This is a genomic window from Clostridium sp. AF27-2AA, from assembly GCF_003478505.1.
Taxonomy (GTDB): domain Bacteria; phylum Bacillota; class Clostridia; order Lachnospirales; family Lachnospiraceae; genus Brotaphodocola.
On the sequence record NZ_QUFI01000005.1, the window covers coordinates 101,896 to 114,156 of the forward strand.

15 protein-coding genes and 1 other annotated feature are annotated in these 12,261 nt (G+C 51.0%); of the genes, 13 read left to right on the forward strand and 2 right to left on the reverse strand.

Going from position 1 to position 12,261, the window contains the following annotated elements; all coding sequences use genetic code 11:
- The first annotated feature begins 22 nt into the window (after nucleotides 1–22).
- From mreB to rplL, 10 genes are all read left to right on the forward strand, one after another.
- Entirely contained in the window at nucleotides 23–1,030 is a 1,008-nt protein-coding gene (gene mreB / locus DWY84_RS04595) for a rod shape-determining protein MreB (protein WP_118531252.1), read from the forward strand.
- An 80-nt stretch (nucleotides 1,031–1,110) separates the two neighbouring features.
- The gene (locus DWY84_RS04600) at nucleotides 1,111–3,387 is read left to right on the forward strand and encodes an ATP-dependent RecD-like DNA helicase (protein ID WP_118531254.1); all 2,277 of its coding nucleotides are present in this window, start codon (nucleotides 1,111–1,113) and stop codon (nucleotides 3,385–3,387) included.
- A gap of 20 nt (nucleotides 3,388–3,407) precedes the next feature.
- Nucleotides 3,408–4,175: a ComF family protein gene (locus DWY84_RS04605; protein ID WP_347560767.1), complete on the forward strand. Its 768-nt coding sequence runs from the start codon at nucleotides 3,408–3,410 to the stop codon at nucleotides 4,173–4,175.
- Nucleotides 4,176–4,414: 239 nt separating this feature from the next.
- Complete coding sequence (gene rpmG / locus DWY84_RS04610) at nucleotides 4,415–4,564, forward strand: 50S ribosomal protein L33 (protein ID WP_080552267.1); 150 nt, start codon at nucleotides 4,415–4,417, stop codon at nucleotides 4,562–4,564.
- Between the two features lie 12 nt (nucleotides 4,565–4,576).
- The gene (gene secE / locus DWY84_RS04615) at nucleotides 4,577–4,780 is read left to right on the forward strand and encodes a preprotein translocase subunit SecE (protein WP_118531256.1); all 204 of its coding nucleotides are present in this window, start codon (nucleotides 4,577–4,579) and stop codon (nucleotides 4,778–4,780) included.
- Nucleotides 4,781–4,799: 19 nt separating this feature from the next.
- Nucleotides 4,800–5,315 (forward strand): transcription termination/antitermination protein NusG, encoded by a 516-nt coding sequence (nusG, locus tag DWY84_RS04620; RefSeq protein ID WP_118531258.1) that lies wholly within the window; start codon nucleotides 4,800–4,802, stop codon nucleotides 5,313–5,315.
- A gap of 77 nt (nucleotides 5,316–5,392) precedes the next feature.
- Nucleotides 5,393–5,818, forward strand: a complete 426-nt coding sequence (gene rplK / locus DWY84_RS04625; protein WP_118531260.1) for a 50S ribosomal protein L11 — start codon at nucleotides 5,393–5,395, stop codon at nucleotides 5,816–5,818.
- A gap of 80 nt (nucleotides 5,819–5,898) precedes the next feature.
- Nucleotides 5,899–6,594, forward strand: coding sequence for a 50S ribosomal protein L1 (gene rplA, locus DWY84_RS04630; RefSeq protein WP_118531262.1), 696 nt, complete (start codon nucleotides 5,899–5,901; stop codon nucleotides 6,592–6,594).
- A 48-nt stretch (nucleotides 6,595–6,642) separates the two neighbouring features.
- Nucleotides 6,643–6,785, forward strand: a sequence feature (ribosomal protein L10 leader region).
- A 33-nt stretch (nucleotides 6,786–6,818) separates the two neighbouring features.
- Nucleotides 6,819–7,313 carry a 50S ribosomal protein L10 gene (rplJ, locus tag DWY84_RS04635; RefSeq protein WP_118531264.1) on the forward strand — a complete coding sequence of 165 codons (495 nt, stop codon included), beginning with the start codon at nucleotides 6,819–6,821 and terminating at the stop codon, nucleotides 7,311–7,313.
- 115 nt (nucleotides 7,314–7,428) lie between these two features.
- Entirely contained in the window at nucleotides 7,429–7,803 is a 375-nt protein-coding gene (rplL, locus tag DWY84_RS04640) for a 50S ribosomal protein L7/L12 (RefSeq protein ID WP_118531266.1), read from the forward strand.
- A gap of 133 nt (nucleotides 7,804–7,936) precedes the next feature.
- On the opposite strand, the gene DWY84_RS04645 is transcribed toward rplL, so the two are convergent.
- A complete protein-coding gene (locus DWY84_RS04645; protein WP_118531268.1) occupies nucleotides 7,937–8,143 on the reverse strand; it encodes a cold-shock protein in 207 nt (68 codons plus the stop codon).
- A gap of 306 nt (nucleotides 8,144–8,449) precedes the next feature.
- Complete coding sequence (locus tag DWY84_RS04650) at nucleotides 8,450–9,334, reverse strand: LysR family transcriptional regulator (RefSeq protein WP_178716437.1); 885 nt, start codon at nucleotides 9,332–9,334, stop codon at nucleotides 8,450–8,452.
- Between the two features lie 157 nt (nucleotides 9,335–9,491).
- Here DWY84_RS04650 and DWY84_RS04655 point away from each other — a divergent pair, with 157 nt between their 5' ends.
- The 3 genes from DWY84_RS04655 to DWY84_RS17705 all read left to right on the forward strand — a co-directional run.
- Complete coding sequence (locus DWY84_RS04655) at nucleotides 9,492–10,199, forward strand: polysaccharide deacetylase family protein (RefSeq protein ID WP_243024756.1); 708 nt, start codon at nucleotides 9,492–9,494, stop codon at nucleotides 10,197–10,199.
- Between the two features lie 211 nt (nucleotides 10,200–10,410).
- Nucleotides 10,411–11,757, forward strand: a complete 1,347-nt coding sequence (locus tag DWY84_RS04660; RefSeq protein WP_118531272.1) for an AAA family ATPase — start codon at nucleotides 10,411–10,413, stop codon at nucleotides 11,755–11,757.
- A 164-nt stretch (nucleotides 11,758–11,921) separates the two neighbouring features.
- Nucleotides 11,922–12,261: Rho termination factor N-terminal domain-containing protein (locus DWY84_RS17705; RefSeq protein ID WP_243024757.1), on the forward strand; the 340-nt coding region annotated here is incomplete at its 3' end.

Here is a 12,261-nt window from a genome sequence, read left to right on the forward strand (position 1 = left end):
GAGAAACATCAGGAGGAAATTTATGTTAGTATCCAACGATATCGGAATCGATTTAGGTACGGCGAGCATTTTGGTGTATATCAAAGGCAAAGGCGTTGTGCTCAAAGAGCCTTCCGTAGTAGCAATTGACCGTGATTCCAACAAGATCATGGCCATCGGCGAGGAAGCGCGTCTGATGATCGGAAGAACCCCGGGCAATATCATCGCGGTAAGACCGCTGCGCCAGGGCGTTATTTCCGATTATACCGTTACCGAGAAGATGTTAAAATATTTCATCAATAAAGCAGTCGGCAAGAGAACCCTGCGTAAGCCGCGTATCGCAGTCTGCATCCCGAGCGGAGCTACTGAGGTTGAGAAGAAGGCAGTTGAGGACGCTACCTATCAGGCGGGCGCGCGCGAGGTCTCCATCATTGAGGAGCCGGTAGCAGCAGCCATCGGTGCCGGAATCGACATCTCCAAGGCATGCGGAAACATGATCGTAGATATCGGAGGCGGTACTGCGGATATCGCAGTCATCTCCCTGGGCGGAACCGTAGTAAGCACCTCCATCAAGATTGCGGGTGATGATTTTGATGAGGCGCTGGTCCGCTATATGAGAAAGAAGCACAACCTGCTGATCGGTGAGAGAACCGCAGAGGAAATCAAGATCAACATCGGTACCGCATACCGCAGACCGGAAGTACTGACCATGGAAGTACGTGGCCGTAACCTGGTAACCGGACTCCCGAAGACCATCGTGGTTACTTCCGAGGAGACTCTGGAGGCACTGCGTGAGCCGGCTATGCAGATCGTAGACGCTGTTCACAACGTCCTGGAGAGAACTCCTCCGGAACTGGCAGCAGATATCTTTGACCGCGGCATCGTAATGACAGGCGGTGGTTCCCTGTTAAACGGTCTCGACCAGCTGATCGAGGAGAAAACCGGCATTACCACCATGGTAGCGGAAGATCCGCTGACTGCAGTGGCAATCGGAACCGGTAAGTTCATCGAGTTCCAGCATGGAGACAAAAAAGAGCAGGAATTCAACTAAGAAAGAAGACAAACGGGCAACTGAAAGGGTCTCGTGTCCATCGCGGACGCGGGGCCTTTCTTTTCGCAGGAGATACAAACATGGCGACAGTAAGTGGATATGTGGAGAAAATCAAATATCGCAACGAGGAGAATGGCTACTCCATCCTGAATGTCAGCGCGGATGGCCTGGATTACGTTCTGGTGGGAACTTTTCCTTATATCAGTGAGGGAGATTTTATTGAGGCCACAGGGCGTGACGTGGAGCATCCCGTTTACGGCGACCAGATTCAGGTGGAATCCTACGAGCTGAAAGCACCGGAAGATACGGCATCCATGGAACGGTATCTGGGTTCCGGTGCCATCCGCGGTGTGGGAACGGCTCTGGCAGCGCGTATCGTGCGCCGGTTTAAGGCAGATACGTTCCGCATCATTGAAGAAGAGCCGGAACGTCTGGCAGAGGTAAAGGGCATCAGCGAAAAGATGGCCCGGGCCATTTCTGAGCAGATGGAATCCAAGAAAGAAATGCGTCAGGCCATGATGTTTCTGCAGGATTACGGTATCTCCATGAGCCTGGCCCTGAAAATTTATAATGAATATGGCCCGCGTATGTATGGTATCATCAAGGAAAATCCATATCGCCTGGCGGACGATATCCAGGGTGTCGGATTTAAGATGGCGGATGAGATTGCCCAGAAGGTCGGCATTTTCACGGATTCCGACTTCCGCATCCGCAGTGGTATTTACTACACCCTTCTGCAGTCTGTGGCCAACGGACACACCTATCTTCCGCAGGAGGAGCTTCTGGCGTCGGCTTCCGAACTTCTGCGCGTAGATCCGTCCGTGATGGAAAAGCATCTGACAGATCTGCAGATGGAAAAGAAGATCGTGGTGAAGGTGAATGAGGAGAATGTGCCGGATCCGGAGACGGCGGCGCAGGAAACAGATCCGCCGTCCCGCCATGTCTATGCCTCCCAGTATTACTACACAGAACTCAACACCGCCCGCATGCTCCACGACCTGAACCTGCGCGGTTCCGAGCCGGAAACAGAAATCCGAAAAAAACTGGAGAAGATCTGCGAGGAAGAGAAGATTGAGCCGGATGAGCTTCAGATCCGGGCAGTCATTGAGGCAGTCAACAGCGGCCTTCTTATCATCACTGGCGGCCCTGGTACCGGTAAGACAACAACCATCAACACCATCATCCGCTATTTTGAACAGGAGGAGATGGAGATTCTTCTGGCGGCACCGACCGGACGCGCGGCTAAGCGTATGACAGAAGCCACCGGCTACGAGGCGCGCACCATTCACCGGCTTCTGGAGCTGACCGGAGTTCCGTCTGATGATAAAGATACTTCTGGCATGCACTTTGAGCGCAACGAGGAGAATCCGCTGGATGCGGATGCCATCATTATTGATGAAATGTCCATGGTAGATATTTACCTGATGCACGCGCTTCTTCGTGCCGTGAACCCGGGAACCCGCCTGATTCTGGTGGGTGATACCAACCAGCTTCCGAGTGTAGGTCCGGGCAACGTCCTGCGTGATCTGATCGCGTCCAAAGCCTTTAATGTGGTACAGCTGACCCGGATCTTCCGTCAGGCTGCGGAGAGTGACATCATCGTGAACGCCCATAAGATCAACGATGGAGAACGGATCCCGCTGGGAAAACGCAGCAAGGATTTTCTGTTTATCCGCCGGGAACAGCCGGACGCCATTATCAGCGCCATGCTGACGCTGGTGAGGGAAAAGCTTCCGAATTATGTGCATGCGGATATGTTTGATATTCAGATCATGACGCCCATGCGGAAGGGCGCGCTTGGCGTGGAACGGCTGAATACCATTCTGCAGAGCTTTTTAAATCCGCAGGACCCGTCCAAGCCGGAAAAAGAAGTGGGCGGAACCATCTACCGTGTCGGGGATAAGGTCATGCAGATTAAGAACAACTACCAGATTGAGTGGGAGACCCGCAACCGCTATGGCATTCCGGTGGATTCCGGAGCCGGGGTGTTTAACGGGGATATCGGCATCATCCGTGAGATTAACACCTTTGCGGAAGAGCTGACCGTAGAGTTTGACGAGGGAAAGATGGTGGACTACAGCTTTAAGCAGCTGGAAGAGCTGGAGCTGGCCTACGCCATCACCATTCATAAGTCCCAGGGAAGTGAGTATCCGGCAGTCGTCATTCCGGTCTATTCCGGCCCCCGCATGCTGATGACAAGAAACTTGATTTACACGGCGGTCACCCGTGCCCGTGCCTGTGTGTGCCTGGTAGGAATTCCGGAGATGCTGCAGGCCATGGTGGACAACGAGGTAGAACAGCGCCGTTACACCGGATTGAAGATCCGGATTCAGGAGGTCATGAAATCAGAATTGTAAAAATAGAACCCCTGGTCGGCCTGCTCTTTCCCCGCTGCTGTCCGGTCTGCAGCCAGATTGTACTGCCGGAGGGTGCGCTCATCTGTTCTGGCTGCGTGCCGAAGCTTCATTTTATTCAGCAGCCGTCCTGTAAAAAGTGCGGGACGGAGCTCATCAGTGACCGGGCGGAATACTGCCCGGACTGCCTGCGGCGGCAGCGCAGCTTTGAGTCCGGCGTGGCTTTAATCCGCTATGACACTGTGGCGCAGAAATCCATAGCGGCGGTCAAGTACAAAAACCGCCGGGAGTATCTGGATTTTTACGCAGAGGCCATTGCAAGGCGGTACGGCTATTTTTTCAAGTGTCATAAAGACGCGGTGCTGGTGCCGGTGCCAGTCCATCCGGCAAGACTGCGGAGCCGTGGCTTTAACCAGGCGGGGGAGCTGGCAGTACGCCTGGGGCGGCTGACCGGACTTCCGGTAAACGAACGCCTGCTGGTCCGGACTAAAAAGACAGCACCGCAGAAAGAACTCGGTCCGGATGAGCGTCTGCGGAATCTGCGCCACGCATTCGCGGTGGCGGCAGAATTCAGACAGGAACCTGCGCAGGACAAAACGGATAGCCGGAGGATGCCGGGACGAACAGCTTCAGTGCCCGCAGGTAAAGCAGCAAAACTCCCACAAACGGTCATTCTTGCAGACGACATTTACACCACAGGCAGCACCATAGAAGCCTGCGCCAGAGTTTTAAAAGCAGCCGGAGTGCGTCAGGTTTATTTCGTTTCTATCTGTATCGGTGGTGGCTTATAAGCTGAAAAAACGGAAGAAACATGGAAAAAATATGAAAAAATCCGGAAAAACCACGGAAACACGCGGATTTCCGGCAAAAAAATAAAGAAAAAGATTGACGCATGGACATCGTTATGCTATAGTGGTATGGCGAATGGAAGAGCTTAGGTCTTTTTTTTATGCTCAAAATTAGCCTGTGGGCTGGTCCGGCAGAAAAAAAGGCTGAAAAACAACGAAAAAATCAAGTGGAGGTGGAAGTCGTGCGCACAAAGATTACACTGGCATGTACAGAATGTAAACAGCGGAACTACAACATGACGAAGGATAAAAAGACACATCCGGATCGCATGGAGACCAAAAAATATTGTAGATTCTGCAAAACTCATACTTTACACAAAGAAACCAAGTAAGGAGTGTGAACTATGGGAGAAACTACAGGCACTGAGAAGGCTCCGAAGAAGAGCTTTTTCAAGGGTTTAAAAGCTGAGTTCAACAAAATCGTATGGCCTGACCAGGAAACCGTTGGCAAGCAGACTGTTGCTGTTGTGGCGGTTACCGCTGCGCTGGGAATTATCATCGCAATCCTGGATTTCATTATCAAATGGGGCCTCAGCTTCATTATTTAATTAAGGCGAGGGTGATAAGATGTCAGAAGCAAAGTGGTATGTAGTTCATACCTATTCAGGCTACGAGAACAAAGTTAAAGTTGACATTGAGAAAACCATTGAGAACCGTAACCTCCAGGATCAGATCCTCGAAGTTTCCGTTCCGATGCTCGAAGTCGCAGAACTCAAGAACGGCGTGGAGAAGCTTGCGGACAAAAAAATGTTCCCAGGCTATGTACTCATCCATATGATCATGAACGATGATACCTGGTATGTAGTACGCAACACCCGCGGTGTAACCGGCTTTGTCGGACCGGGTTCCAAGCCTGTTCCGTTAAGCGATGAGGAGATGGAGAGCCTCGGATTCGGAAAGACAGAAGTCGCTCTGGATTATGCGGTTGGTGATACCATTGTGGTAACCGCCGGCGCATGGAAGGACACGATCGGTGCCGTTAAGTCTATCAATGAGAGTAAGCACACTCTTACGATCAATGTCGAAATGTTCGGCCGTGAAACACCGGTTGAACTCAATTTCACAGAAGTGAAACACATGTAACAACGAAAAAGGACCGGTGATGCCGGTTCGTGGGAGGGACACCCCCGACAATACCACATTATTAGGAGGTCATTATCATGGCAAAGAAAGTTACTGGTTACATCAAATTACAGATCCCGGCAGGCAAGGCTACCCCGGCTCCGCCAGTAGGTCCGGCACTGGGTCAGCACGGTGTTAATATCGTACAGTTCACCAAGGAGTTCAACGCAAGAACCGCAGATCAGGGCGATCTGATCATCCCGGTTGTTATTACCGTATATGCAGACAGAAGCTTCAGCTTCGTTACCAAGACTCCGCCGGCAGCTGTTCTGTTAAAGAAAGCCTGCAAGATCAAATCCGGTTCCGCAACCCCGAACAAGACCAAAGTTGCTACCATCTCTAAGGCAGATCTTCAGAAGATCGCTGAGACCAAGATGCCTGACTTAAACGCAGCAAGTCTGGAAGCAGCTATGAGCATGATTGCAGGTACTGCAAGAAGCATGGGTATCACTGTTGAGGAGTAATTCTTCATACAGGACTGAGATGAAACTTTAAATACGTGGGAGGGACATCCCCGACAATACCACTAGGAGGTTATTTTATTATGAAACATGGAAAGAGATACGTAGAAGCGGCTAAAGCAGTAGACCGCGCTACTCTTTATGATGCAGCAGACGCTATCGCACTTGTTAAGAAGACTGCTGTAGCTAAATTTGATGAAACCATTGAGGCTCATATCAGAACCGGTTGTGACGGACGTCACGCTGACCAGCAGATCCGTGGTGCAGTTGTTCTCCCGCACGGTACTGGTAAAGTTACCAGAATCCTTGTTTTCGCTAAGGGCGTAAAGGCTGACGAGGCTCAGGCTGCAGGCGCAGATTTCGTAGGCGCTGAGGAGCTGATCCCGAAGATCCAGAACGAAGGCTGGTTAGATTTCGATGTAGTTGTAGCTACCCCGGATATGATGGGTGTTGTTGGTCGTCTGGGTCGTGTACTTGGACCGAAGGGCTTAATGCCGAACCCGAAGGCTGGTACCGTAACCATGGACGTAACCAAAGCTATCAACGATATCAAAGCTGGTAAGATCGAGTACAGACTTGATAAAACCAACATCATCCACGTGCCAGTGGGTAAAGCTTCTTTCACTGAGGAGCAGTTAGCGGACAACTTCCAGACGCTTATGGATGCAATCAACAAAGCAAAACCGGCTACCTTAAAGGGTGCTTACATCAAGAGCGCAACCCTGACCTCTACCATGGGCCCGGGCGTTAAGCTGAACGTAGTTAAGCTGATGGCTTAATCAGATTTTGCAAAAAACTGATTGACAATCCCAATATAGTATGTTATCATACACAAGTATTGACTGCCGAAGACAGTAGGTGCCGTAAGGCGTAAGGTTACAGCCGCCTACCGAGGAACGTACAATTTGTATTAAATGACGAATTTGTAGAGCCCCTCTGTCTTGCACAGTGGGGCTTTTCCTTGCAGTCTCCAGTTATATAATAAAACAGGAGGAAGACATTCATGGCTAAAGTTGAGTTAAAACAGCCTATCGTAGCTGAGATCTCCGAGCTGTTAAACGGCGCTGCATCCGCAGTAGTAGTAGACTATCGTGGTCTTACTGTTGCTCAGGATACCGAGCTTCGTAAGCAGTTAAGAGAAGCTGGTGTTACTTACAAAGTATACAAGAACACCATGATCAAGCGTGCAGCTGAGGGTACTGATTTCGCAGCTCTGGATCCGGATTTAGAAGGACCGACCGCAATCGCAGTATCTAAGGATGACGCTACAGCTCCGGCAAGAATCCTGGCTGAGTTTGCTAAAAAGGCAGACAAGCTTGAGATCAAAGCTGGTGTTGTTGAAGGTACTTACTATGATCAGAAGGGTATGCAGGTTATCGCAACCATCCCGTCCAGAGAAGTACTTCTCGGAAAGTTACTGGGAAGCATCCAGTCTCCGATCACCAACTTCGCTCGTGTGCTTAATCAGATCGCTGAGAAGCAGGGCGCAGAGGCTTAATTATCTGAGCATGGTTCTGCGGCCAGCCGTATGAGCAGTCAGAAGTAAGCATTTCGATGTCATATCGAACAACAATTGATTTAGAATTATAATTATTTTAATGGAGGAAATTAAAATGGCAAAGTTAACCACTGCAGAGTTTATCGAAGCTATCAAAGAGTTATCCGTATTAGAGCTGAACGACCTGGTAAAGGCTTGTGAGGAAGAGTTCGGCGTATCCGCAGCAGCAGGCGTTGTAGTTGCAGCAGCAGCAGGCGCAGGCGAGGCAGCTGAGGAGAAGACTGAGTTCGACGTAGAGCTGACCGAGGTTGGCCCGAACAAGGTTAAAGTTATCAAGGTTGTACGTGAAGCTACCGGTCTTGGTCTGAAAGAGGCTAAGGACGTAGTTGACGGTGCTCCGAAGGTCCTGAAAGAGGGCGCTTCTAAGGAAGAGGCTGAGGACATCAAGGCTAAACTTGAGGCTGAGGGCGCAAAAGTTACCCTGAAGTAATTAAAACTCAACTAGAGCTTAAAACCCCGGGATCCGCAAGGAATTCCGGGGTTTTTCTGTTATACAAAAAATATGCAAAAAAATACCCGGAAGCCCTTGCGGATTTCCGGGTATCCTATTTTCAGGTGGTAAATTAAGCTACAACGTGAACGTTAACAGCCTGCAGACCACGGTTGCCCTCAGCGGTATCGAAGGTAACTTTCTGGCCATCCTCTAAGGTCTTGTAGCCGTCAGCTACGATACCGGAGAAGTGTACGAATACTTCCTCGCCAGTCTCATCGTTGGTGATGAAGCCATAACCCTTAGTTGCGTTGAACCATTTAACTGTACCGTTATTCATTGTGGTACCTCCTATAAAAAAATAAAATTTGTATTTTCGTATGAAACAAAAATCACATATTTTTGTAAATCTGGAATGTACTTCTTGACTTACAAAAATATGTGAATCAAAAGCTCATATCAAAATACACTGTGAGTTTACCACCCAACCCCTTTTCTGTCAAGCAATTTCGGCATTTCTTTAGATACTGAAGCAGTGGGTGATTGCAGTTCACAGGCAGGAGTTTTAAAGCTTGTGTGATGGGTGCGTGACCGGGGAAAGTGGCCGGCCACGCACGCTATGCCAAAACAAAAAATGGAAAAGTTGTCAAAGGGAAAAGGAAAGCTTCTGGCTATCAGAAAGCCAGGCCTTCATGGCTCCGGTGAGCCATTTGTTCCGGTGGTAAAGCGTCTGCAGCCAGAGTGATGGAATGTCGCATTCGCAGTTCAGCCGGGCCAGATTTTGAAAGAGCGGATGATTCTGCGCAATCAGATCCGGAACCGGAACAATAACAGAGGAACCACTTTGTGGATCCGCGCTGGCTGCAATGGAAAGCGCTAATCCCGGATCCGCAATATACAGCTGCCTGGAAGCAGAAACGTTCGCCCTGGAATTGTAACAGCTGGTGCGGATGATCGGATAATGGGAAACATCTTCTGCGCCCGGTCCTGCATGGCTGGTCAGAGGATGTGCTTTGTTTGTGTAATAGTGAACCGGAACCGGCTGATCTTCCAAAGCATGGAGCAGATCGGCATCGGTGTAAAGCGTGTCCAGCGTCAGGGCGAGGTCAATCTCGTTATGCCGCAGACGGGAAAGCAGATCGTCCGGATTCTGTACGGTCTGCACCTCCAGGTCAACCTGGGGATAGCTTTGCAGGTAGCGCGCAATGGCGCTGCCAACAGCCGGGGACAGCGGGCTTAATATGCCAAGACGCAGAGAACCGCTTACAGCGGCCTCCTTCTGTCTGCCAACCATCAGGGCATCTTCCGACATACGGACGATGGCGCCTGCGTAGGATAAGAATTCCTGCCCGATCTGTGTGATACGGATCTGTTTACCCACACGCTCATAGAGCTGCGCTCCGAGTTCCTGCTCCAGCTGCTGCATCTGCATGGTAACAGTAGACTGGGCGTAACCCAGCGCTTTTGCAGCCTTGGAGAGACTCTGGGTCTCAGCTACTTTGGTAAATGTAATCAGGTTTCTAATTTCCATGAAATACTTTCTAATATCGGAATTAATGAAGTATATTTCAAATACTTCAAAATATTTGACATGACTATTGTAGCGCACATGGAGGAAAAACGCAAGCATATCCGCAGGGAAATTCTGATATAAATAATAGGGAAAAGAGGGCGTGGAGGGTACTGCTGTGAGCAAAAGAAAATGGAAGCTGCCGGCAATGAGTCTGCTGCTGTTTTTGGTGCTTCTGGCAGATGGAGCCCTGGCCGGCACGGTTTTTGCGATTGCGCGGCACCAGTCCGGTACCTTCCAGTCATCCACCATTCAAGCATCCACCGCCCAGCCTCGCCAGGTTGCCCTCACCTTCGATGACGGCCCCCATCAGACCTGCACGCCTGCCCTGCTAGACGGACTGAAGCAGCGCGGCGTGAAAGCCACATTTTTCCTCATGGGAGAAAATATTGCCGGAAAAGAATTACTGGTACAGCGGATGCAGGAGGAGGGACACCTTATCGGCAATCACAGCTACCGCCACATCCAGATGACAAAGGAAGAGGCAGAGCAGGCCTGCGCGGAAATCGAACAGACGGAGACGCTTATTCAGGACATCACCGGCAGACGGCCGGAGTATCTGCGTCCGCCCTACGGTGCCTGGAATGAACAGCTGGAGTGCCGGGTGAATCTGACTACAGTGCTGTGGAATGTGGATTCCCTGGACTGGAAGCTGCAGAACACAGAGCAGATTGTACGGAGGGTGGAGAAAGATGTGAAGAATGGTGACATCATCCTGATGCATGATATCTTCCCAACCTCCGTGGAGGCGGCTTTGCGGATCGTAGATGACCTGCAGAAGCAGGGTTATGAATTTGTGACCGTGGAAGAACTGCTGGTGGACTGAAGCAGGGCAGAGTGTCTGGCACTGTCCGGATAATGCAGGCGGGCAGCTGATCCGGCTGAGCAGACAAAACAGCCACTGCGGAGCTGGCCGGATTACCGCCGCGAATCCTGGTTGACGCAGGAATCCGCGCGGATTATACTGGAAAAAAGCATACGCTGCAGTTTGCGGCCAGACGTCCGGAAAGCTGCGGCAAGAGGAGGAAACAAGATACATGGATCTGTTTGACTATATGAGAGCGAGCACCCAGGAGCAGGAATCGCCCCTGGCGTCCCGTATGCGCCCCACCACGCTGGACGAGGTGGTAGGGCAGAAGCACATCATCGGAAAGGACAAGCTGCTTTACCGCGCCATCAAGGCGGACCAGCTTGGTTCCATCATCTTTTATGGCCCGCCGGGAACCGGAAAAACCACGCTGGCCAAGGTGATTGCCAACACCACCAGTGCCAGCTTCCGCCAGATCAACGCAACCGTGGCGGGGAAGAAGGACATGGAGGATGTGGTGAAGGAGGCGAAGGATGCCCTGGGCATGTACGGAAAAAAGACCATCCTGTTTGTAGATGAGATCCACCGCTTCAATAAAAGCCAGCAGGATTATCTGCTTCCTTATGTGGAGGATGGAACCCTGATTCTCATTGGCGCGACCACGGAGAATCCCTACTTTGAGGTAAATGGCGCGCTTCTTTCACGCTCCCGGATCTTTGAACTGAAGGCACTGGAGAAGGAAGATGTAAAAGAATTGATCCTGCGGGCGGTGAGGGATGAGAAAAAGGGCATGGGAAGTTATCATGCGGTGATCGATGACGAAGCGGCAGATTTCCTCGCGGATGTATCTGGCGGAGATGCCCGCGCGGCCTTAAATGCCGTGGAACTGGGCGTTCTTACCACGGAGCGTGACCAGGCAGACGGCCTGATCCACATTACGCTGGAGGTGGCCCAGGAGTGCATTCAGAAACGCGCGGTCCGCTACGATAAAGATGGAGATAACCATTACGATACCATCTCAGCGTTCATCAAGAGCATGCGCGGATCGGACCCGGATGCGGCGGTTTACTACCTGGCACGCATGCTTTACGCCGGAGAGGACATCAAGTTCATTGCCCGCCGGATCATGATCTGCGCGGCAGAGGATGTGGGAAACGCGGATCCGCAGGCACTTACCGTGGCCGTCAGCGCGGCACAGGCGGTGGAGCGCATTGGTATGCCGGAGGCCCAGATCATTCTTTCCCAGGCGGTCCTCTATGTGGCAACAGCACCGAAATCCAATTCCGCGTGCAATGCCGTGTTCGAGGCAATGGATGCCGTGAAAAGTCAGCGTTCCATGCCGGTTCCGGCGCATCTGCAGGACTCCCATTATGGTGGCTCCGCAAAACTGGGACACGGAATCGGATACAAATACGCTCACAACTATCCGAATCATTACGTAAAACAGCAGTATCTGCCGGATGGAATGGAAGAACAGGTATTTTACCATCCGTCCGAAAACGGCTATGAGTCGAAAATTGGCGAACATATGCGCTTTTTGCGGGAATCGGTAAGGGATGACAGCGAATCCAGGTAAAATAAATCTTTTCTTTTTTCGGGAATTCCATTATAATAAAATCATGCGTGGGGGCTGCGGACTGCAGCTCCCGCATCATTCGGAAGTTAATTAATCACATGGTGAAAACCATATCTATCATTATTATCCCACCCACTTGAACAAGTTTAGAATGGAGAACATATATGAGAGAAAAATTGCAGACATTACCTGTAGCTGTATTAAAGGAAATGGCGAAGAAGCAGGGAATTAAGGGGGCAACCGCCCTGAGAAAAGCAGAACTGATCGAAGCGCTTTGCAATGCAGCAGAGGAAAATATCGGTCATGAGACGGCAGTGCCGGAGAATTCCCAGCCGACCCGCACTTCCTACCAGAACCGTGGACAGAATGGCCGGCCTGCCGCGGCAAGACGGAATAATAACGCGCAGGGGGAGCAGCAGTCTTACCAGAACCGCCAGAATCAGAATGGCGAACAGACTTATCAGAACCGCCAGAACCAGAATGGCGAACAGTCTTACCAGAACC

Coding starts and splice junctions, on each gene's coding strand:
- secE (WP_118531256.1), top strand. CDS start 4,577: ATGGGAGAAACTACAGGCACTGAGAAGGCTCCGAAGAAGAGCTTTTTC.
- rplK (WP_118531260.1), top strand. CDS start 5,393: ATGGCAAAGAAAGTTACTGGTTACATCAAATTACAGATCCCGGCAGGC.
- DWY84_RS04645 (WP_118531268.1), bottom strand. CDS start 8,143: ATGAATAACGGTACAGTTAAATGGTTCAACGCAACTAAGGGTTATGGC.
- rplL (WP_118531266.1), top strand. CDS start 7,429: ATGGCAAAGTTAACCACTGCAGAGTTTATCGAAGCTATCAAAGAGTTA.
- mreB (WP_118531252.1), top strand. CDS start 23: ATGTTAGTATCCAACGATATCGGAATCGATTTAGGTACGGCGAGCATT.
- nusG (WP_118531258.1), top strand. CDS start 4,800: ATGTCAGAAGCAAAGTGGTATGTAGTTCATACCTATTCAGGCTACGAG.
- rplJ (WP_118531264.1), top strand. CDS start 6,819: ATGGCTAAAGTTGAGTTAAAACAGCCTATCGTAGCTGAGATCTCCGAG.
- rplA (WP_118531262.1), top strand. CDS start 5,899: ATGAAACATGGAAAGAGATACGTAGAAGCGGCTAAAGCAGTAGACCGC.
- DWY84_RS04650 (WP_178716437.1), bottom strand. CDS start 9,334: ATGGAAATTAGAAACCTGATTACATTTACCAAAGTAGCTGAGACCCAG.
- DWY84_RS04660 (WP_118531272.1), top strand. CDS start 10,411: ATGGATCTGTTTGACTATATGAGAGCGAGCACCCAGGAGCAGGAATCG.
- DWY84_RS04600 (WP_118531254.1), top strand. CDS start 1,111: ATGGCGACAGTAAGTGGATATGTGGAGAAAATCAAATATCGCAACGAG.